The organism is Bacteroides sp. 3_2_5, assembly GCF_000159855.2.
Classification (GTDB): domain Bacteria; phylum Bacteroidota; class Bacteroidia; order Bacteroidales; family Bacteroidaceae; genus Bacteroides; species Bacteroides fragilis.
Window position 1 is genome coordinate 187,197 of record NZ_JH636043.1, and the last position, 22,825, is coordinate 210,021.

General features: G+C 42.8%; 18 protein-coding genes and 1 pseudogene. 7 read left to right on the forward strand and 12 right to left on the reverse strand.

Going from position 1 to position 22,825, the window contains the following annotated elements:
• Genes BSHG_RS19175 through BSHG_RS19165 form a run of 3 tightly spaced genes read left to right on the forward strand, consistent with a single transcriptional unit; the run spans position 1 to position 3,291 of the window.
• Entirely contained in the window at positions 1-1,041 is a 1,041-nt protein-coding gene (locus tag BSHG_RS19175; protein ID WP_005790443.1) for an endo-beta-N-acetylglucosaminidase family protein, read from the forward strand.
• A 23-nt stretch (positions 1,042-1,064) separates the two neighbouring features.
• A complete protein-coding gene (locus tag BSHG_RS19170) occupies positions 1,065-2,246 on the forward strand; it encodes a DUF1735 and LamG domain-containing protein (RefSeq protein WP_008657335.1) in 1,182 nt (393 codons plus the stop codon).
• 13 nt (positions 2,247-2,259) lie between these two features.
• Positions 2,260-3,291: a BT_3987 domain-containing protein gene (locus BSHG_RS19165; protein ID WP_005797859.1), complete on the forward strand. Its 1,032-nt coding sequence runs from the start codon at positions 2,260-2,262 to the stop codon at positions 3,289-3,291.
• Between the two features lie 168 nt (positions 3,292-3,459).
• Here the strand turns inward: BSHG_RS19165 and BSHG_RS19160 are convergent, their stop codons facing one another.
• Positions 3,460-3,780, reverse strand: coding sequence for a hypothetical protein (locus BSHG_RS19160; protein WP_005790449.1), 321 nt, complete (start codon positions 3,778-3,780; stop codon positions 3,460-3,462).
• Between the two features lie 199 nt (positions 3,781-3,979).
• Here BSHG_RS19160 and BSHG_RS19155 point away from each other — a divergent pair, with 199 nt between their 5' ends.
• Together BSHG_RS19155 and BSHG_RS19150 are read left to right on the forward strand one after the other, a co-directional pair.
• Positions 3,980-4,435 (forward strand): helix-turn-helix domain-containing protein, encoded by a 456-nt coding sequence (locus BSHG_RS19155; protein ID WP_005802441.1) that lies wholly within the window; start codon positions 3,980-3,982, stop codon positions 4,433-4,435.
• A 762-nt stretch (positions 4,436-5,197) separates the two neighbouring features.
• On the forward strand, positions 5,198-5,554 hold the full coding sequence (locus BSHG_RS19150) for a hypothetical protein (RefSeq protein ID WP_005790457.1): 357 nt from the start codon (positions 5,198-5,200) through the stop codon (positions 5,552-5,554).
• Between the two features lie 899 nt (positions 5,555-6,453).
• On the opposite strand, the gene BSHG_RS19145 is transcribed toward BSHG_RS19150, so the two are convergent.
• The 11 genes from BSHG_RS19145 to BSHG_RS19100 all read right to left on the reverse strand — a co-directional run bounded on the left by BSHG_RS19145 (position 6,454) and on the right by BSHG_RS19100 (position 21,043).
• Positions 6,454-6,960 carry a hypothetical protein gene (locus tag BSHG_RS19145; RefSeq protein ID WP_008657336.1) on the reverse strand — a complete coding sequence of 169 codons (507 nt, stop codon included), beginning with the start codon at positions 6,958-6,960 and terminating at the stop codon, positions 6,454-6,456.
• A 6-nt stretch (positions 6,961-6,966) separates the two neighbouring features.
• Positions 6,967-8,187, reverse strand: coding sequence for a DUF3696 domain-containing protein (locus tag BSHG_RS19140; protein WP_005802440.1), 1,221 nt, complete (start codon positions 8,185-8,187; stop codon positions 6,967-6,969).
• Positions 8,188-8,440: 253 nt separating this feature from the next.
• Positions 8,441-8,593 (reverse strand): hypothetical protein, encoded by a 153-nt coding sequence (locus BSHG_RS21030; RefSeq protein WP_005797871.1) that lies wholly within the window; start codon positions 8,591-8,593, stop codon positions 8,441-8,443.
• Between the two features lie 104 nt (positions 8,594-8,697).
• Complete coding sequence (locus BSHG_RS19135; protein WP_008657337.1) at positions 8,698-9,375, reverse strand: DUF4493 domain-containing protein; 678 nt, start codon at positions 9,373-9,375, stop codon at positions 8,698-8,700.
• A gap of 2 nt (positions 9,376-9,377) precedes the next feature.
• The gene (locus BSHG_RS19130; protein WP_008657338.1) at positions 9,378-11,510 is read right to left on the reverse strand and encodes a DUF4493 domain-containing protein; all 2,133 of its coding nucleotides are present in this window, start codon (positions 11,508-11,510) and stop codon (positions 9,378-9,380) included.
• An 11-nt stretch (positions 11,511-11,521) separates the two neighbouring features.
• Positions 11,522-13,132, reverse strand: coding sequence for a PCMD domain-containing protein (locus BSHG_RS19125; RefSeq protein ID WP_008657340.1), 1,611 nt, complete (start codon positions 13,130-13,132; stop codon positions 11,522-11,524).
• A 20-nt stretch (positions 13,133-13,152) separates the two neighbouring features.
• Positions 13,153-13,878 carry a hypothetical protein gene (locus BSHG_RS19120; RefSeq protein ID WP_005781085.1) on the reverse strand — a complete coding sequence of 242 codons (726 nt, stop codon included), beginning with the start codon at positions 13,876-13,878 and terminating at the stop codon, positions 13,153-13,155.
• 10 nt (positions 13,879-13,888) lie between these two features.
• Positions 13,889-15,679 (reverse strand): DUF4493 domain-containing protein, encoded by a 1,791-nt coding sequence (locus BSHG_RS19115; protein WP_005790466.1) that lies wholly within the window; start codon positions 15,677-15,679, stop codon positions 13,889-13,891.
• 12 nt (positions 15,680-15,691) lie between these two features.
• Entirely contained in the window at positions 15,692-17,020 is a 1,329-nt protein-coding gene (locus BSHG_RS19110) for a DUF4493 domain-containing protein (protein ID WP_005797878.1), read from the reverse strand.
• Between the two features lie 20 nt (positions 17,021-17,040).
• Positions 17,041-17,850: a DUF4493 domain-containing protein gene (locus tag BSHG_RS19105; RefSeq protein WP_008657348.1), complete on the reverse strand. Its 810-nt coding sequence runs from the start codon at positions 17,848-17,850 to the stop codon at positions 17,041-17,043.
• Between the two features lie 223 nt (positions 17,851-18,073).
• Positions 18,074-21,043: a PEP/pyruvate-binding domain-containing protein gene (locus BSHG_RS19100; protein ID WP_008657350.1), complete on the reverse strand. Its 2,970-nt coding sequence runs from the start codon at positions 21,041-21,043 to the stop codon at positions 18,074-18,076.
• Positions 21,044-21,176: 133 nt separating this feature from the next.
• Between BSHG_RS19100 and BSHG_RS23690 the strand changes: the two are divergent.
• Positions 21,177-21,308, forward strand: a pseudogene (locus BSHG_RS23690) (peptidase); the annotation flags it as partial.
• Between the two features lie 149 nt (positions 21,309-21,457).
• Entirely contained in the window at positions 21,458-22,795 is a 1,338-nt protein-coding gene (gene gdhA, locus BSHG_RS19095; RefSeq protein ID WP_005790474.1) for an NADP-specific glutamate dehydrogenase, read from the forward strand.
• Positions 22,796-22,825: the final 30 nt, after the last annotated feature.

Consider the following 22,825-nt stretch of genomic DNA (forward strand, 5'->3'; position numbering starts at 1 on the left):
ATGAGAAATACCATTTTTACATTTATCGGAGTAGCATTGTTGGTAGGCTTCGTCGCATGCGATGACTGGACCTCACCGGAGAAACTCGATGTAGAAAACGAAGCAGTGGGTGACCTTTACTCCAAACGCGACTCCATCAAGTGGGCCGAAGAAGAAAAAAGGCATAAAGAGAACGAAGCTGCCTACGAAAAATACCTGGAGAACCTGAGAGCTTACAAAAGCACCAAGCACCCCATTATGTTCGGGTGGTTCAATGCCTGGCAACCGGACGGAGCGGGAAAATATCCCCGCCTGTCTCTTTTGCCGGACAGCATGGATGTTGTTTCGATATGGGGAAACTGGCACTCTCTGAGCGAAGAAAAAATCAAAGAGTTGCGGAGCGTACAGGCCAAAGGAACCAAAGTCATTATCGGCTGGATTATAGAAGATATAGGCGACCAGATAAAATGGGGACGCGACCAATGGCCCGCCGATGATACTCAAGCCATCAAAGAGTATGCGCAAGCCATCGTAGACACAATCAACAAATACGGCTACGACGGATTCGATTATGACTATGAGCCGTCATACGCATCACCGTTCAAGCCGGGCAACCATTGCGGCAATTTGACTTCTTGCTCACGCGATTATAATAAAGAGAAAGAAATCTTGTTTATGAAGACCATGCGCGAGCTGCTGGGCCCGGACAAACTGTTTCATCTGAACGGCTCTATCCACTGGCTGGACCCGCGTGCGGCACAGTATTTCGACCGTTTTGTCGTTCAATCTTACAACGGATCGGCTTCCAGTTTTGAGAGATGGACCAATGATATCCAAAACCGGTTGAATATCAAACCCGAACAGCTCGTATTTACGGAAAGCTTTCAGAACAAGCCCGGTGCACGAAGCAGATTCCCGGGTACATACGCCGGTTACGTGGCTTCCAAACAAGGCAATGTGGGAGGAATCGGAGTCTTTCATATTAATGAAGACGCATTTGAAGACGAAGCCTATGTTAACATCAGAAAGGCCATCTCTATCATGAATCCTCCCGTAAAATAATTAACCTAAAAACAGTTTGAAACATGAAATGTAACGTATCTTACAAATATCTGTTTATTGCGATCGGCATACTTTGCCCGCTCTTTTCCGCCTGTGACTATGCCGACGGAGAAGGTTCAGGCTCGGAAAACGCAGTATACATGGAAACACCCGATAATAAAGGCATCGTCAACTTCACTTTAGAGCCCGATGGCGGAATAACCTATCTGACACCCCGGCTGGCCAATATCAGCCAAAGCCCGGTGACTATACAAGTGGGTTATGACAAAGAGGCCTTGGATAAATACAACAAGGACAACGGGGCCTCGTATGAACCCCTTCCCCCCTCCGCTTTTAAACTGGCAGATGCAGAGGGAAACGAGCTATCCGCCTCCGAAGGCATACGAGTACCCGCCGGTGACTTTTCAGCAAAAATAATGGTGAAAGTAGGACAACTGAATTCCAAGGATTTCCCCGACAGTAAGAAATACGCCATTCCCCTGAGCATCACGGGTGCTTCCAACTATTCGCTGATTCCCTCACAACGCAGCGCGATCTTGCTCCTGAATCGTTCCATCCTTTCGTCGGTAGCCAAAGTCAGCGGTGGAGAAGGCATCCGGATAAAACCTGTCGGAATGCACACAAAGGCCGAATGGACCATTCAAATGAGTGCCATCTATTCCAGCCTGACCCGAAGCAACCTGACCACAGCCTATCTAAGCAACGGAACAGGAGGAGCATTCTATACCCGCATTTCATCTACTGCCGGCATACAAGTGAAAAACGGACGCGACGGGGACGACACATGGACTCAAATACCCCTGCAAGCGGGTAAATGGCTGCATATCACCTATGTGCACAAGGATAAGAAAACGACAGTCTATGTCAACGGAAAGGTCCAGAAGGTATTTGAGAACAGTGCCATCACCTTTGGCGAGAACAGCATGATCGTAGTCGGAAACTCCGGTTACCGTAACGACTATCTTCGCGAGATACGTTTATGGGACAAGGCGCTGACAGAGTCGGAAATCAACGATTACTTATACCTCCCGATGGACCCTGCAACCCCGCATCTTATTTCGTATCTGCCACTGAGCAAAGAGATGGAGACCAAAGACCTGAAAGCTCCCGCCGGTACGGAGAATGTAACCACGAAAGCCCGCATTGAATATGTGGAAAACGTTAAATTCCCGGCAGATGAATTAGTAATTGTAAATCAAGAATAAAAAGGAATTCAAAATGAAAAGAAGAATAAAATCCGCCCAAAGCATTTTATGGGTTCTATTACTCATTTTGTCAGCATCGTGCAGTAAAGACGAAATACAGATCGTAGATCAGGATACAAGTTGGCAAATGGACAATAAGTATATCGAAGAAGATATCCGTGAGCAACTCGGCATCGATCCGTTCACAGATCTGGTGTACCTGGGATATTACGGCAATCCTTATACACAGTTGGAGGCAATCAACGACCTGGTAAATACCACACTGGTGGGAAAGAACGAACTTTCGTTCAAAGTAAAAGTGACGAAGCCTTACAAAGAAGATATCAAAGTCAATCTTATGAAAGAAGACAAACTGGTAACCGATTTTCCAGAGATGGCGGAGGGAATACCTCTTTTTCCGAGCGAAAACTGCACCTTTGAAGGCGGTGTGCTGAAAGCCGGCGAACTGGAAACAACGGTGAAACTAACGATTAAGGATGTTGAGAAGTTAAACAACCTATCGGGTTATGTGATGGCCATAAAGCTGACGATGGAAGGATCGCATGAGCATTTGGCCATCGCCCGAACCCGCTCGGCATACTTTGTGAAATTAAATCTTTCTATACGCCTGGACAATATCGATTCAAGCAATAAAAAGATCGAAGGAAAAGGATTCAACAAAGAAATCAGTTTTAAATCGGACATACGCCCGGATAAATTAGGTTCGTTAAACGATGGCAACTTCACAGCCAACAACTGGTATACCTCCAACGCGAACAATTATCTGACGATAATTCTACCGGAAAAACAATCGCTCAAAGGGTTCAGGCTGGACACCAACACCTCTCCAAGCGGCTCGTATATGCTCAAATCCTGTAGAGTGATGGTTGAAACACCGGATGGGAATTGGGTGAACCATGGAGTATTCGACCGCAAGAGTATGGATGGAATTGCTTATATAAGCTTTAAAAAACCGGTGGAATGTACTAAAGTGCGTTTCGAGAATATGATGGCCTTCAATGGCAGATTTTCCGTTGATGTAAATGAAGTCACAGCTTTCCGGTAAAGCAAGATTTCATTACTTTTTATTCACGCCGTGAAGGGGCGGGACTGTTATTTCATAAGTCCCGCCCCTTCCTTAAAACCATGTGACAGCACATTAATATACAAACAGGTGAAGCAGTACCCTTCTCCATGTTATGCCTCTGAACACATTTCATATTTCTTACTATCTTTAGTGAAAATGGTCTGCCATTGATCCGGCCTGATCGTCCGGCTGAGATAGTTCTCCTTCGGGAACAGCCTCAGCTACCTCACGTTCGATAATCTCCTCGATCCGTTTTCTGTTTTTGCGCAACAGATCATAAATCTCATTTTCATCAAAGCTGTCCTCAAATATAATGGGATATTTTTCCACATCTTCGCTGTCACCAGCACAAACAAGAATACGCAGTTCGCTACAATGACCGTAAGATATTATGGCACTGTATTCTTTTAAAAGTTCAGCCAGTTTGGTGAGGAAATCAAGTTCTTTAGTTGTCAGTAGTCCGATCATAGTGTGTAATAGTATTGTTGTTATTTCAATAGCTGTAAAATAAGCGTAAAACAGTTGATTCTGCAAGCATATACGTATTCCTTATATTCTATTTTTAAGCAAAGTAATATTCATTTTATTCATCTTATTCCATTTTTTCGTATATTTGCTTCGAACGGAACATTTTAACGGAAATCGTTGTTCAAAAAGCAAAAAGAACATGGAAACAGAAGAAGAAATACAGAATGTAAATGTCCATCACGGACATAACATAAGGCGCACCCGGATCGAGAAAAACATCAAGCAGGACGCATTGGCAGCACTCGTAAACATGACACAACCGAATGTATCCAAATACGAGAAGATGCGGGTGATTGAGGATGAAATGCTAAATAGATTCGCAAGGGCACTGAATGTGCCGGTAGAATATCTGAAAACGCTGGAAGAGGATGCACCTTCTGTGGTATTTGAGAATATCACAAATAATGTGCATGACAATAAAGACAGCTCAATGGGATCTACAGGATATAACAACGATAGTATAACTAACACTTTTAATCCGATTGATAAAATCACCGAACTCTACGAGCGTCTTCTCAAAGAGAAAGATGAAAAATATGCTGCGCTTGAAAAACGGATTCAAGGTCTGGAACAGCAAAATAACAACGGAAAGTAATTCCGCAAACATATCTCTCCATATAAATGGGTATAGCCATCCGATGCTTAGGGTGTAGCCATACCGGGGTTAGGGTGTAGCTATCGGTCCCGGATGGCTACACCCTACTTATTATGTGCAAGTTCCATCGGGGCGGGCATCCCTCACCCGTTTCTCCGGACAAATCTTCGATCCGGGTATATTCCACATGACATTGTATACATGTATCTGTTTCCGCTAACACATCATTAAATACATAAAAAAAGCAATGGAATATGCTTGGCGTATCCAATCAGAAACTTCTGCCGGCATGTGGTCTGGAAAGAAAAAAAGAGTTTTAATCAGTTTATAACTATATCTGGCGGGCAGCTCTGTCCCTTCCCCATCCAAATCCAGAAAAGAGCGAATTATTCCTCTTTTTCACCAATAAGAGAAGGGTTTTGGTCGCTATTTGCAAACTCTCAATCAAATTTCACTCAATTCTATTATTCCACTAATAAAATACCAATTAATAGGTATTTTTCTGACAAGAAAAAACTTGTAAATTTGCATAAGCTGAACTAATTTTAATTATGAAAAAATTTTATTCCCTTTGTTTGTCGCTCGTACTTGTTGTCTCATCCCCAAAGAAGGACAATAGAATCGTTGAATGCCGTGTATTAACAAATGAGCATATCTAAGCCCTTCGTAACGAAAGCATTTTTGTTAAATCCCATTTATAGTATAACGGAGAATGTTTATATCCGTCATTAAGAATATATTTAATTTAAACCGATAAGAATAATGAAAAAATTAAGAATTACGTGGTTGTGCCTGATATTGGCTGGAATACTACTAGGTGTATCATCATGTTCTAACGATGCAGAGGAGTTACAAGGTAAGCTCGTTATAACATTCGCCAAACCGACAAAGGGACTCAAAGTTGCTATTTGTTCGATGGAGAATACTAAGTACCCCATTTTAGTAGAATCCCCGAATGTTAATGGAGTATTGAAAGTATCGTTGAATATAGGGAATTATTATATAAAACCCTCTGATGATTCTTCTGATATGTATTCGGACATCGGAATACAGGTTAGACCGGATAAAACAACAACAGTGACATATGGCGAATCTCGTCAGGTCATTGGAAGAGAATGATTATAATATTTAAACCCAGAATGGTTTTGACAGATTCAGTTTGAACCTGTCAAAACCATCTTTTAATAAGGAAAGAAGATACCCCAGACCTTTAATATGAAGTAGTAATATGTTTCTGCGCTTTATTAAAAACATGAAATTTCTAACCAGCAATAAAAGTATAACTTCCTCTAATCTGCAAGGACGACTACAATACCGGAACATGGTTATCTGGATATATTAGACTTACTGACATAGGGTTGTCATAGAAAGTGTTTGAGAGCAAATGTCAAAGTGCCAAAATGTCAAAATGATAATCCAATGGCTCTATATCCCGTTCTTTCGGGCACGTCTCTGATGAAGTTCGGAAAAACGGCTCACAGACGATTCCCCGATTATCATTTCAACAGGTCATTCAGCTGCTTCCTTATCAAATAGAAACAATAAAGGAGTATTATCCGCCGTAATCTCTTTGTTAGAGTAAAACACCATTCCTTTACACACTTCGGACAGGATACTTTCCTGCGAGCAACGGGAAGAAAATCCGTACTCTTATCGCCCGATTTGCATAACAATATATGTAATCTGCCAAAACATTAGGAGATATTTAAAAAAGAAGTAAGCAAATTAGGAAAATGTAACCGTCTTTCAAGGCAAATGCTTACTTGTTTTGAGGTAAATGCTTACTTGTTTTCCGGAAAAGCAAGGCTCTACCGACTCAAAAGAGCGGTTCTTCGCCAAAGAAACCAGCCATTTCTCACTTCTACCGTCCTGGTTGATCCGGAGAAAGAAAAGTACGAGTCTGTAAAAAGGAGAATTTTATTGCTTTTTATCTGTATTACAGCAGAAACGATATAATTTTGATATTCCCCTTCTACATCATCAGATTTATATCTTTTCAGTAATAGTGTATACGTCTCTTACTTAAAAATAATTTCTCTAACCAGATTCAAACGAATACCGTTTTTCTGATAAAATGATGTCATTTTGTCCTTATAGCTGACCCTAAAGTTAGGATGCCTTTTATTACATACAAATGCACGCTTATATTTATATCTCGATAAATCGTGGTTAGCCTTGAAATGATCAATGGTAGTTTGTAATTGTTCGTCCACCGCATGAAAAATCCAATCGGCTGCTTGTACTTTCAGTTCAACGAAAACAATATTGTCACCATTGGTTAACATGGCATCACAACGAAAGTCCATTGTTCCGTCACTTCGATTCATCTCTACGCAATTATCGACTGCTGTAAAGTTGATAGATTGATTCGTTTGGTTCTTTACCACAGCAACCCATTTATCCGGTTGATTCCTATCTACATAAGCAGGGGTCTTTTTTTCTTCGTCTTCATCATCGCAAATGCCAAATTCCTTATCAACGATGTTCTCTGTCTGACACTTTGCTATAAAAAAATCAATGGACATAGTCACTTAGTTTTTATAATCAAACTCTTGTTCTATTTCAAGTAACTGATCGAACAATTCATTAGTCACTCCCAATTGGATATTCAAAAAGTTCTCGTCAGAAGGCAAGCCCTCGTAAGTACTTAACCTAAATACTCCTCCGTCTTTCAGTTCGTAAATCCGGAGTCGCGCCGGATCTATCGCACTGTCCGCAGGAACTACCTCTTTTATTCTCTCTTGCAAAGTTTCATTTGCAGATATTTTTTGAGTCAGCAAAAAAGCTTTTGCGGCTAAAGTGAGATAATTGATGACATAAGGACTATGCGTAGTAAGCACAAGGCGGTTCAACTCTATCTTATTGGCATAACTTAATAAATCGAAAAGTACACTTCGCTGTGACTCCGGATAGAGATTCAGTTCCATCTCTTCAACAATGTTCACAAAGCAGGAATATTTGAACCGGGATGAGATATTGCGCAACATAGCGAACTTTACCCCATCCGTAAGTGATTTATCATTCATAACTTTATTCACTTCCTTTTCAATCTGCTTCTTCTCTTTAATGCTCAAGTCCTCTTTATTGGCATTGTCCAGCACTAGGTCGGATAGGAATCTGGTAATTAAAGAAAGAGGTAAAACAGACTGATAACCACTGGAAGCTGCCGACAAACGAATCTTGTAATCGCTGCCTTTAATCCACGATATCTTATTGAGTGCGTCATATTCAAAATCAGTGTCATTGAATGGAAGCCGATATCCGGTTTTGAATGCCTCCTTAGCCTTATCAAACTCTTCAAGCAGGGTTTCTAAAGATTCCGGCAGACTTTTCAATCCATCCGTATCATCGGCTGTACTCAAAAAATTTCGTTCAGCTGGAACATACATTACCTTCGCTACCTTATAAGACTCCGGAAGTCCTTTGGCTTCGACATGAAACTTTTCATTTTCATAGAAGAAGTTATAATGTAATCCATAAAAATGGATAACCGTTTCTCTCTTAAAGTATGATTCCAAACGGTGATAGGCACAATATATTTTCTGGAATCGTGAATATTGGGTAATGTATTTTTCACTGGTGATACGGCGTGCCAGCCCCTTCTCCAACCACGTAAACATGGAGTATAATTTGGCAATGGTACTTTTTCCCGATCCCTGTTTTCCTATCAAAACCGTATATTTGTCGAACACGACATCCGCCTCGGATATAGGTCCAAACTGATATACAGTAAGATTAACTGTTTCATTCATAAATAAACCCCTATTGATATTTACATTCAAATATACTACAAAAATACATTATTAACCCGTTTTCTCACAAAAGTTAATAAAATAAGATCGGGCAGCCGCACAATCGTCGTTTGATCGAAGACCGGCAACGAAGGTAAATATGAATCAATAGCAGATATAACATACTCCAGAAAGCTCCTACCCTATAATAAAACTTTGCGTGCAAACTATTAACTGTTTATCGCTAAACCATTAACCGTTTGCACGCAAAGAGTCATTTTTGGGTAGTGGTCTTAATGCCCCTATTCTTTTTTTGATGTTCCTTTACTTTGTCCTCAGACATCAGATGCCTGTTCTTTTCATATTCTTCATGGATCTGCACTTCCCGGCTCTCCATGTCCTTCTTCAATTGCCTGTCTCTATTCATACTTTCTACGTTTTAAAGATTGGCAATATGACAAATCCGGAAGAAGAAAGTTTGGAGGTTTAAGGAAGTTTAGGAGTAGCCGGACTGCTTTTCATCGACCTTCCTTACTGAACCAGGCCGATCCGGACTTTATAATTTCCGGAAGTAAGTTCCGCTCCCGATTCCTGAAGGATGGGACGCGCTTCGGAAGTCATTGTTTCTCCATCGGCATTGGTGGCGGTAAGCGTATAACTTAAATGGGTTCCACCGGTCGGGACATTAAAATATAAAAGGTCTGTCACATTACCTGCCAGGCTTGCCTGACGTCCTGTAGGACTACTTACGGTAATGGAGAAGTCTGTAAAGTTTGCCATAAATTCATCCGAATACTCAACGCCAACCCCGATATTAATTTGGGGCGCTTTCACCGAAATCAGAGTAACATCCTCCGATACAATAGCGAAAGGATAGTCGACGCTGTAGATGGGTGTACCCGATTCATTGTCCGGCGCCTCGGTCTGATCGGGAGTAAAGGCCTTCAGGGTATATTCACCAACCGGAAGAACGATCCTTTTGGAAAGTTCCGCTGCTCCCGGATCATAACTACGTACACACTCAGAACCTTGCCAGATCTCAAGCTTAAGTCCGGCATCGACGGCACGAGTAATGGGCAGCGTTTCGGTATCACAACTGAGGATGATATTTTCTACACGGAGATAACCGACGGAATGATCGGGAGCAGTTTGCTCGCTACAGGAAGCCGTAGCAAGCAAGAGGAGAAAGAGGTATATATAGGTTTTCATATTTATTTGTCGTAATGTAAAGTGAATGAATCGAGCCAGAACTGTGAACCTATGATATAAGCATCACCATATGGAACTTTTGCATCCCTAAACTTATCTTCCAAGTGATCACGATCTTCTTTAGTACCGGCCTTAAATATAATCTTCACATGAGAGATCGGTAAGTTTCTATGTTCATTATTATACTCAAAATTCAAGGTTTGAGTTTGATAGGATGAATATGCAGTACCGGATTTCAAATAAGCTTTGCCAATTATGGTTTCTACTTCTCCTGTAATATTTTCCAAATAGGCTTCAATCAAATACTCATCATCTTTATATGGAGCAGCTTTGTACACAAAACTCATAGACGTTGGACGAATATAAGCCGCTTTACCATTAACTACATCTCCAGCAGCCTCATAATCTCCTACGCAAACGATACCCGCACTGATATGATTAATAACACTATTTCCAAGCCAATAATCTTTATTACCGAAAGAACAAGTGTTTCCTGCTCCCCACCCTAATGTCATCATATGAGCAACATTACGCTCACCATCAACTACCGGAAGCGTACTTGATTTAGATACATAGAATGCGTTAGCTCCATCAGTATGACAGGTCAAAGGATTTCGCGTACCAATCCAATCGCCTTTAAATGTGTATAATGGATTCTCACTCTTGGGATATGTAACATCATATCCAGCATTAAAATCAGAATTGGGTATGGATAGCGCCTCATACGTTTTCACCTCCACTTTCTCTCCCGGCACTTCTCCCCTATACTTCGCTCTCACATAATAAGAGGTTCCCGGACTCAGCCCTGCCTTTCGCAAATCTCCGGGCATCGCCTCCCAACTATTACCATCGGCACTAAATTCGTAAGCAATATCGGTAAACTTATCTAAATTGCCGGTTTTCACGCTATCGGCAGTGAGTGTGTTCAAAGTAAACTCTTTCGTCCAAACATTGCCTGGATAATAACCCACTTTAAAGACAGGTTTCACAGTCCGGATGGTATACATACCGGCATCACTCCAACGGTCATTTGCTTTTACCCGAACGGCTATTATATTATCCGTATCCTGTCCTCCATCGTGAGTCAGCATGCCGGAAGTTACTCCGGCAAAGTCGATAACTCCCTCAGTACTTCCTGCAGTCAGATCGGGCAAGACAATATTCACAGCAGCCAAAGCCCGCCGATCTTCTTCGGAAAGTTCCGACAGCAGATACGTCTTATTCAGATGTTCCAAATGCTTATCCGCAAAGTTAAAGGCAAACTCCACATCCTGAACCGGACGCAAAGCTGTATACGCAATGCCGGCTCTCGACAAAGCATCTGCCGTCTCGGTATAAGTCAACACATGATTTTCATCGAAATCCTCACTAAATACCTTAGCCTTCGGCAACCAGCTGTCGGGTACGGTTTCGTTGATAGTAATAGGTTCCTGTTGAGTTTCCGTAGTGACCTCTAGACTTACATTGGAAGCCTTCATGGAGAGCTTATAATTATACTTAACACCCGCTTTCACTGTCTCGATCGGATTCAAAGCATAACTTCCCTCCTGCCCTGTCTCTACAGAAGTACCGATCAATGCCATTGTCACCCGGCCTCCGGCTTTAAAGTAGGGATGTGTGGCGTCTCCCGGTTTCCAAGTAACCGACTCCCCCCCTGCGCTAACTTCCACATAATAATCTTTCAGACGTTTATCAAAGACCTCTTGATTCACAATCTCAAAAGTAGCCAGCGCATTGGCTACCTTACAGCCGACAGTAACCGTCGTTGCTTTACCCTTCTCGATGGCAATGTCTTGAACTTCTCCATAATAATAGGGTGCATCCAATGCCAGTGACGGATTCTCTCCAAGATAAGCCTTCAGTTGATAACTGCCTACCTTGAATACCCTTTGATCTCCGAAATCTCTCAATGCACCTTTGTATTCGGGCACGATTGTCCCTTCTCTGTCACGCAGCAACTCAATCGTGAACTGTTGCCGCAATTCATCTGACAAAGCCTCCGGCAAAGTCCGGGTAACCGCCGCTTCATCCGTCAATACGATATTCAAACTGCCGTTAGGCATCGTTTCTATTTCTTCCTGACACGACAGGAAAAAGAACAAACAACACACTAAAGATAAAACAGATTTATGCATAGCTCTCTTTCTTATTCATACAATAATTCAAATTCATCAACCCACAGTTCACTGCCTACACCCACCGAACCGGTCACCTTCATCCCGGTAAAGTCACCGCCATAATGGCTCGAAGTGGCAACAATCGTTATCTTGGCAGGCTTCGCCGTTTTATTGGTATAAGTCACATCGAACCGGAACTGAGTATATTGGGTCACCGTCTCTTTTCCGATGAACTCTCCGTAACCGATCTCGTTGTCTTTATCGTCCCACAGACGGAGATAGATATGGCATTCATCATTTTTCAGATTATCCGGATTACCGACATAATCCACCGGTTTAGAAGTATATTTATACCACCCCTTCAATCCGGTGGGACGTGCCCCCGTAAACGAACGTCCAAACTTGGGGCTATCCTTGGGACTTTGGGCATTCGTTTTATAATCACCGATAAACAGATTGCCGGCAGCCACCCCTACCAGCGGCACACTACCTAAAGTGACCATATAAGCCGCCTTTCCGTTCACAACGCTCTTTTCTTCCGGGCGGGTACTCGAATCACGGCTGCCCGCCAGTGAAGAGGTCACTCCATCATTTCCGGTTGCCCAGAAAGAATTTGAGCCATCGGCATTAGGATACCAACTCTTCTTAAAGGTTCCTGTGGGATTCTGCGACCAGGTATCGAAGTTTAAGTTAGGTATTTCCTGTATCTTTTCGGTAGTAAATCCGGATTCCGTACTAGGAACTTCCTCGACCACTACCCGCCAAACGTAATCGGTACCATCTTGCAATCCGGTCAGTGTCGTACTGAAAGTTGTACCACTTTCCAGTTTCACATCTGTTTCGGGTACAACGGTCCAGGTATCTTCCGACTTCTTCCTGTATTCCACACGGGGAGTGGTTCCTTGCTTCATACCCCCGTTCAATGTGGCTCTTGTAGCCCACACATCGGCACTTCCCGTGGTACCTGTCGATGTGGTACGTACCACATCGACCGTCCATAACTCTTCTTTATCGAAACGGTTGACAACAAACTCTTGCGGTCTCCTGAAATTGGTTACAGTGGACGGATCGGGAGTGATGGTAGCCTTACTGCCTCCCAGAATCATCTTTGTTATCTTGACAGCAGACAAATCCTGTTTCTGCGAGACATACACCAATACCGTGTGATTCTTATCATCGATGATGGCAGGCAAGGCCTGGTTCTCGACTTCGACTATTCTCTCGATTGTCTGCTTAACGGTTATCATCCACTGATAATCCTGATAAGTACGCAACAGAACAGGAACGGTCTTACTGAAATCGACCCGTGTATCTGCTCCTGCCGGCAAGTCGGCTAAAGCAGAAAAGCCGGCCGAAGGAAATTTATTGGGGCTGACGCAGTATTGTTCGTCTACGCTGTAAGTGGCCTCTTCGTTCACAACGAACCTGGTAATACGTAATTCTTCTATATCGACTTCATCACCCACTTCCACTACGATGGTGCGGCTGTTCTTGTTTATCTCGGCATCACCGGTCTGCCCTTCTACTTCGAAAGCTGTAATTTCGCCTTTGATATAAGGGTAAGGAATGTCATTCTGTATGCAAGCACCCAGAGCAAAGACCGACAGAAACAGGAATAGATAAATTTGTAAACTCTTCATTTCTCAAAACACTGCTTAAATTAGAAATACATCGTCATTCCGAGATTAATCGAGAATAAGTCTATCTTAAAATTACCACTTGCACTATGACGGGACGCCTTGTTTACCTGATTGTGTATCTGATCGACCCATTTATAACTGAATCCCATCACTCCTACCGAAACTTCTACCGAAGCAAAATCGGATACGAATGCCGCCAATCCGGGAGCCGCACCGATCTCAAACGTGTGAGAACGCTGATAGTATCCCGTCAAGTCGTTACCCGTACCATTGGAATGTTTCCCCTGCCCATAAGCATAAGTCAGACGCACTTCATTGAAGAAGCCGAACACTTTACTGCTGCCCAGCCCCATATAGGTACGCAGAAATCCGGATGCGGAGTAGTTATGCTCCAGATACATATCGTCTTTGATGTGGAACGAAAGATCATCGCCCAGATTAATGTCTACGTTTCCTATATTGAAGTAGGTACGGGAGTAGGTGAACCTGCCTCCCGCTGCCATATTATCAGCAAAAAAGTATCCTCCGAAAGGGCTCAAACGGAATGTATAACCTTTGGCATCGATGTTTGCCAATACCAAAAACTGATATTGATCAGCACTCTGCTCCGAATACGAAACTGTAGAACCCATAAACCATTGCCCTTTCGGGACAAACACACTCTTCACGATTCCACGGTCAAACTTCTTCTTTGCCTGGACCAGTACCGGACAAAGAAGAAGTAGAAATATGATTATTTTTTTCATTCGCTATGGATTAGTTGGCGGTAACAGGTGTACCGTACACCAATTCAAAATCATCAATCAACATGACACTGCTTTCACTGCCGGTAAAGAAGTCACCATATTTACTTGCAGAAGCAACGACGATAATATATTTGGGTTTACGGGTCAAATCACGGTATTTCAAATCAATCGTAAACTGCTTCCAGACTACATTTCCGCTTTCATCGAAAGAACCTTTAGACTCTTCATCGGTAATGGAACCGTAAGCTATAACATCTTTATTGGCTTCAGAAAGATCAACCGTATAACGCGTAGGACTGCCTTCTTTGTTATTGTTGACTTCATAAGCTGTCTTCACTCCATTATCATCAACCAAACCTTCATTGTCAGTCAAGGCAATATAGATAGCACATTTATCACCACCCGAGTTTTTCAATTCCTCCACATTATGATCTCCACGATCTATACTGGTTCCACGAGTGTATTTGTACCATCCCTTCAGCTGCGTAGGACGTGACGTAAACTCACGGCCGAAACGTATACGTGCTCCCATCGGGCTTGTATACGTTTCCATATAACGCCCGATATAGATGTTACCGGCAGCAAATTTTCCGATACCAAACATTCCCACAAATTGCGAAGACAATTTGGCCGATTTACCACCTACGGTATGTACATCGTTACTTTCTCCGATACTTGGATTTTTACTCATGGTAGCTGCTCCCACATTACCGGTATCCCAATACGAATTCTTTGCAGAAGCCTCAGCCGCAGTTCCCGGGAACCAAGTTTTTCCATTCTGATTCCATTCATCAAAACTTCCATTTTCCAGTTGTTTCTGGAGTTCGGTGGTCGCAGTCGTTATTTTTCCGTTTACTCCATTTATTGCAAAACAGAAATCATACTCCGTACCGGGAATCAGACCGGTTATGGTTGCAACAAGCTTTCCATCGGCCTGTTCAACATTGGACACCGTATTCCAATCTTCCGTTCCGGAAATGCGATACTTACACTCTTTGGTAACGACGCCGTCAGGAAGAGGAAGAGTTACGTCTGCAAAATCAGACCAGACATTTACACTCGGATTACTTTCTTTAGGAATGGCTATATTCACATTATACTCTTTGGTAGAAGGATCTAAGGTGACTGATACCCCACCAATAGCACCATTGGCCTTCATAGTATAGTTAATACGATAGTGCTGACGTTCTTTTACATCTGTAATCGGTTCGGATTCAAAAACAAAAGAACGCCCATCCGTATTTGTCAATGCCAACGAAATATTCAACTTATCCACCGCAAAATACCCGGAGCGTGTCTCGTCCTTACCAAAAACCAGCTTACCGGAAGAATTACCCACAGAACAGTTCAGTTTCGAAAAATACTTCTTCACATCAGCACTGTAATTGACTGTCACTTTCACATTGGCCAAACGGCACTCTATGTTAACACTCTGATTTACTTTCGGAACAACCGTTACTTCACTTTGCCCCCAGTAATAAGGCTCGTCAAATCCGGCTGTCCCTACATCAACCCCTTTTGAGAAAGCATTAATGGTATAGGAACCTAATGGCAATTCAAGAGGAGTAGATGTCCAGTTATGCCAATCATCAGTCTCCTTTACAACGGTCCCGGCTCTGTCAACTACCTGCAAGGCAATCGGCAACTCTTCTGCTCTTGTTGCCGGAACTAAAATCGTACTTGTATTCTTCTCCACGGAAAACTGGAGAAATCCGGTCTTACCATTGGAAGTCTCCTCTTGTTGGCATGATGCCATCACAAGAGTAAAGACAGAGACGAACAAATATATATATCTTTTCATTGAAAATTCAAATTAGTTTTTCACCACTTTTACTGTCAATTTCTTGGCTAACTCCTTACCATTATTATCAATCAGTTTAATAGTAAAATAGTGTTGCTGAAGCCCAAACGGCGATAACATAGGCATAAAACCGGATACATCAAAGATAAACTCTTTTTTATCTTTAATCGGATCATTCGGGTCAATCAGGCCTATACCGGATCCGTCTTCTAAACTACCTCCAAGTTTATCCTCCAAATCACCAGGATTAGCTAAGTCGAACGTTTCGCCCAACCCCATTTGAGAAATTAAACCTATAAACTCGTTGGAATCTGAAGTTATCGTCACAAGTAAATTCTGAATTCCAGCCGGAGCTTTCATTGTAACCTGAACTGTTGGAGGATTATTGGTATCCACTTCTACCACTTCATCCGCCCCGATAATCTCCGGTCCGTCTACTGTCGGCTGATCGGGATCTGTTGGTTGATCCGGTTCGTCCGGTTTCGATTCTTCAATCAGTTCAGTCGGTACTTTCACTGTAATGCCAGTTTCATCCATGGTCAAGTCAATATCCAACTGTATCCCCAACTTCGGATCAGAAGGAGTTACGTCGGGATTGTTCGGATCTTCACCTTCTTCTACCGGTTTCACCGTGACATTAAAAGAATCACCGCCTTGCAGACCTTCTGCATCGGGCTTCGTCACTGTATAAACAGTCTCAATGTCTCTACCACTGTCCTTCTCCGTTACTTTCGCTACAATTTTAATCGAAGTAGAGCCGTCAGGAATGCTGAGATAAATCGAACTTAAATCTTCCTTCTTTACATAAATGACTCCGCCGATTCCGTTTGAAACGGTGAACACGTAATCATCGGCAAACATATTGAGAAACTCTTCTGATATATTCAAACTAACCTTCACAGTTGCCGATTTACAAAGAACTTCTGCCTTAGACTCCATTCCTTGCTTCACTTCGATAGAAGAACTTCCTTCAAAATAGGGAGTACGCGAAGCATCTTGCAAAACACCGCTTTTAGCCACAATCTTATAGTTTCCTACCGGAACGACCAACGGCAAAGCTTCTTTCAACTTTGCATAGCTGGCAAATGAACGGACCACGGCTTCAGTGGCATTATCAACAATCTCCACCTTATAGGTATTCACATCCAGTTCATCAGTAAGTGATGTACTTTCAGCCTTTGTAGTAGGCGTAGCCTGAGTCTTGTTCACCAGATCCAATGTCAGAAGCCCCTCGTCATTCTTCAAATTATATTTGCCTTCCAATTCATTCTTCATCTCGCAGGAACTCAAACAAAGTGCTATCAATGCCAGCACCGCATATATGTTTTTTATCGCATTCATATATACCAATCTTTTTATATTTACTTACTTGCATTACCCGGCCAATACTCTTCCGGAATCTCGATATTCACATCCTTATCTTCTGTACCGGTATCCACTGTTACGTCCAACGACGCCGTACCCGTGGAAATAGTAATAACTTCCGGATCGACTGTAATAGTAAGGTGTGTTTTGGGAGCCACTTTTTTCTCGGCAACCAAAGCTTCCATTACTACCGGATTGCCTTCTTTATCTCTGAAGCCTCCTACCGTAATCGATACCTTCTCGCCATCGGCATTTGCTTTCAGATAAGCATCCTTGCCGGAATCTTTTTTCATATTCACTTCAAAAGGAGCAGTCAGGTGTGAAGTAGAGAGCGATACGGTACAATCCGAATAATATTTCAGAAAATCTTCGGTATAGACAACCGATACTTTGACATTAGCCGGTTTGCAGTACAAAATAACATTCTTTTGTTCGCCTTCACTGACCGTGAACTCCTGACTACCTTCCACATATAGCTTGTCGAAGCCTGCGTTCACATTCTCGCCATAGAAAGCTTTTACGGTATACCCCTTACCGGCAGTCAGATCAATGGACAAGGGCATGTCTTTGTACAAACCATTGTATAAAGAGGCACCGTCGGCATCCTTGACCGTCACTTGATAATTATCGGCTTTTTTATATTCCGCTTCGTTGACGGAACGGGTTTTCGTGGAAAAAGAAGGATTGGCAGAGAGCCCGAGGCTCAATGTTCCTACACCGCATGAAACAGCATCACTGCCGGAATCACACGAGGCAACACATGAAATTAGCATCGCCATACTAACCATAAAAGAGAGTCTTTTCATAATGATAACTACTAATTATTACTCATAAGTTGTAAAAACCGAACGCAAAGTTATAGTTTTCCTTTATTATAATAAATGCACAACATGCGATTCCTTACAAAATCTGAAAAAAGAGCCACAAAAAGTTGTTTAATCATAAAAACAGACCACAAAAAGGAGGTAAAACAAGAAAGTCCTGCATTTCTTATGAAAAACAGGACTTTTTTTATACAACGTTATTCAATTATTTATCGGGCATAAGGACTACTCCAAGTTTCTTTTTGCCATCCATTTTCACAACAATCGGCCTTTCAAAGCGTACATGACGGAGATATTCGGTTTCAAATACGGCAGGTTGCGCATTCAGGAATTCCTGATTGTATACTCCATCATTCATAAACGCGTTAATCGTGAAATATCCCACACCAAAAGAAGTCAGGTTCTGGAAGAAATGTGTTCCCTGACTGGGATCTACCCGATAGTTAGTAAGTCCGGCCTCCACAATGACACGCGCGGCAGAAATATGTGGCCACTTCACCGGAATACCCAACCAAGTATCACTGCTTCCCCATCGTCCGGGGCCGACAAGCACATAGTTCTTGCCTTCATTCAGAAATTGCTGGTTGATTTTCTCTATTTCCCAAGCTATATTCTGATTGTTCGATGCACTGTAATGATCGGTTTTGACATACACAATATCGTGTATCTCGTTCATAATGCCATGCCCCAAAGAGTTGTTGGAACGAAGCAACACGTCTTCGTCAGGAATAGTCGTAAGATCCTCGTCCAACATATCTTTACTGTCCACAATAGGACGCACCTGAAGCAGATAGAATGTACCGGTCTTATCACGGTCGTGATTGAGCGTCACGGCAAATTCGATCTCTACCGGACGGCGCATCTCCTGCTGACCATAACGAAGCACCCAGCGCAGGATGCGTGCCAACGGAAATACATCGTGCTGCAGGATGTTGGCAAACGTGATCACTTTGCGCCCTCCGGGATACAAACCGTCCCGAATCACCTGATCGTAAGGATCGTAAGTAGAGGCAATATAACGCAACGAACCGTCTTTTTCGGCTTCCTTCACATGTAACTTCAAAAGATTGAAGCCATCGTCAATCGAGAAGTTATCACCGGCATTCTTCAGGTCGAGGGCATAAAAACGGGTCTGCGTCTCTTTCAAGGCAATATCCAATTCACTGGTCTGTAGCACTTTCGAAGGATGGGCAGGCGAGAAACGCAAAGTCATGCCTCCATCTACGATATACTTGCCCAAACCGAGAGCCAGATTTACCGTACCTTCTTCAGCCTTTTCGTCACCAATGGGATAATAATTGAGAGAGCGGGCTACACCGGACATGGAAGGATAATAACGGTCACCATACTGATTGCCGACTACCTGTTGCAGGATAACGGCCATCTTTTCCTGATCGATCACATTCGAAGTGGCTTGCATATATGCCTTACTGTCACGAAAATAGACTGATGCATATACTCCCTTAATAGCATCGGACAACATGCGAAGCATCTCATATTTATCGTCCAGATAAGGAATCATATAAGTGTTATAGATGCCTGCAAAAGGCTGATAATGGGAATCTTCAAGCAGAGAAGAAGAACGGATGGCAATAGGGGACTTCACTACATCGAAGAAAGTAAAAAAGTCCTCAACCAAGCGGTCGGGTAACTTTGCTTTCAGGAAATATCTCAGAATCGTATCGTCATCAGCATCGGAAAGGGCAACCTGATACAGATTATTCATATCCATAAACTCGTCGAATACATCGGTACAGAGCACTACTGTTTTCGGGATAGCTACACGGGCATTCTCAAATTCTTCAAATTCCGGATGGCGCTTCACCATATTGTCAATAAACGCCAGTCCGCGCCCTTTTCCTCCCAACGAACCGTCTCCGATACGGGCAAAGTTTGAATAACGGTCGAAACGGTCGCGCTTGAATACGGCTACCACTCCCTGGTTTTTCATCTTTCGATATTTCACGATGGCCTCAAAGATGATTTTGCGGTGTGCATCGACATCCTGCAGACTATGCCAGGTGATGGGACGAAGAAATTCGGCTACCGGAAACATGGCGCGTGAATACAACCAACGTGAGACATGGTTACGGCTGATATGATAAAGGAAAGATTCGGCAGGAACGGCAAAAAGGATATTTTGCAACTCTTTCAGATTCCGTACGCGGGCTATCTCGACTCCCGTTTCGGGATTACGGAACACAAAGTCACCAAAACCGAAATTATCGGAAACAATCCGGCGAAGATCGACATCCATCTTCTTGGAATTCTTATCGATAAACGTGGCCCCGTATTTTGCCGCATAGGCCGCATTCTCCGTCTCGGACGACTGGATGATTAAAGGAACAAACGGGTCTTTCTTTCTTACCTCGGCACACAACTTGATACCTGCCATACCGTCCTTCTCTCCCTTATCCACACGAGGAAAACGGACATCGGTAATAACTCCCAATATATTGTTAGTATACTTATTATATATATCCATCGCTTCCTCGTAAGTACGAGCCAATACAATTTTGGGACGACCACGCATACGGAGTGTACGTTGATGGGCATTCAAGGCCTCGGTAGAAAACTCCTGACTCTGCTTCAATACAAATTTATAAAGATTGGGAAGTACGGAAGAATAGAAGCGGATACTGTCTTCCACCAACAGAATCAACTGCACGCCTACCTCTTTTACGTCATGCTCCAGATTCATCTTGTCTTCGATCAGCTTAATGATAGACACCAGCAAATCGGTATTTCCCAACCAACAGAACACATAGTCGAATGCACTCAGATCTTCGTTTGCAATCCGTTTGGTAATACCATGACTGAACGGTGTCAGGATGACAATCGGTATCTGTTCGTACTTCTCCTTAATATGACGCCCGATATCAAAACTATCGTTATCTCCCGTACCCGGCATGCAAATCACCAGATCGAACGATACACTTTCAAGCTGCCTCAACGCCTCTTCTTCGGTGGAAACTTGTGAAAAACGGGGGGGATAACGGAGAGAAAGTGAGGTATATTCATTGAAAATCTTTTCATCGATACGCCCGTCATCCTCCAGCATAAAAGCATCATAAGGATTAGCTATCAGTAAGACGTTAAAAATTCGCCTTGTCATCAGGTTAGCAAACTGGGTATCTTTAAAATAGAGCTGGTTTAATTTAAATTTGCTGAGCATGGGCTTCCCGTAGTTTTAAAATTCAACAGACAAAAGTCGCTGTTTTTATTGGGAAAAACAAGAAAAAACAATTCACTTTATTGCTGACTATCCATATATGCACAGATTGCTTTCTCGTTTTCAGCTTAAAATCTCTCCTACTCTCATACGTATCGACCACAAGGCCGGACATGGTTCCAACAAAGCCACAACAAAGTTAGTAAAGGAGCAAGCAGACATCTATGCATTTATCATGTATAACCTGGGGATGAAAATGAAATACTGACATAAATATCCGAATAGGTATTTTTGTCATTTTATCATTATTTAATCAAAATAATACGCCATTCCGAATGACATCAGAAAACTTTTCTTATATTTGCATATGAAACAAGTTACATTTTATCAGAATCAACCTTTTTAAAACATACTATTATGAACATCGAAAAAATCATGTCCTCTCTTGAGGCAAAACATCCCGGTGAATCTGAATATCTTCAGGCCGTAAAAGAAGTATTACTCTCTATCGAAGATATCTACAACCAACACCCAGAATTTGAAAAGGCCAAAATCATCGAAAGACTGGTAGAGCCCGACCGTATTTTCACATTCCGTGTAACATGGGTGGATGATAAAGGTGAAGTTCAGACCAACCTGGGATATCGTGTTCAGTTCAACAACGCTATCGGCCCATACAAAGGCGGTATCCGTTTCCACGCTTCTGTCAACCTCTCGATCCTGAAATTCCTGGGATTCGAACAGACTTTCAAAAATGCACTGACAACTTTACCTATGGGCGGTGGCAAAGGAGGTTCCGACTTCTCTCCACGAGGAAAAAGTGATGCGGAAATCATGCGTTTCTGTCAGGCATTCATGCTTGAATTGTGGCGTCATCTAGGACCGGATATGGATGTGCCTGCCGGTGATATCGGTGTAGGAGGACGTGAAGTCGGCTATATGTTCGGTATGTACAAGAAACTGACCCGTGAGTTTACAGGAACTTTCACGGGTAAAGGACTTGAATTTGGCGGTTCACTGATTCGCCCGGAAGCCACTGGATTCGGCGGATTGTATTTCGTCAACCAAATGTTGCAGACCAAGGGTATCGACATAAAAGGTAAAACTGTGGCTATCTCCGGATTCGGAAACGTTGCCTGGGGAGCTGCTACCAAAGCTACCGAACTGGGAGCCAAAGTAGTTACCATCTCCGGACCGGACGGATATATCTATGATCCGAATGGAATCAGTGGAGAGAAGATCGATTATATGCTTGAGTTGCGTGCTTCGGGCAACGATATTGTGGCTCCGTATGCAGATGAATTTCCGGGTTCTACATTCGTAGCCGGTAAACGCCCATGGGAAGTAAAAGCAGACATAGCGCTTCCTTGCGCCACTCAAAACGAATTGAATGGCGAAGATGCCAAGAACCTGATCGACAACAACGTTCTTTGTGTCGGAGAGATCTCCAATATGGGTTGTACACCCGAAGCTATCGATCTCTTTATCGAACACAAAACAATGTACGCTCCCGGCAAAGCTGTCAATGCAGGCGGTGTGGCAACATCCGGACTCGAAATGTCACAAAATGCAATGCACTTGAGCTGGAGTGCAGCCGAGGTAGACGAGAAACTGCATTCTATCATGCACGGCATTCATGCACAATGTGTGAAGTATGGTACAGAGCCCGACGGATATATCAATTATGTAAAAGGTGCCAATATTGCAGGTTTCATGAAAGTAGCCCATGCAATGATGGGACAAGGAATCATCTGATTATTACTTGTCCACTAACATAAAAACTTT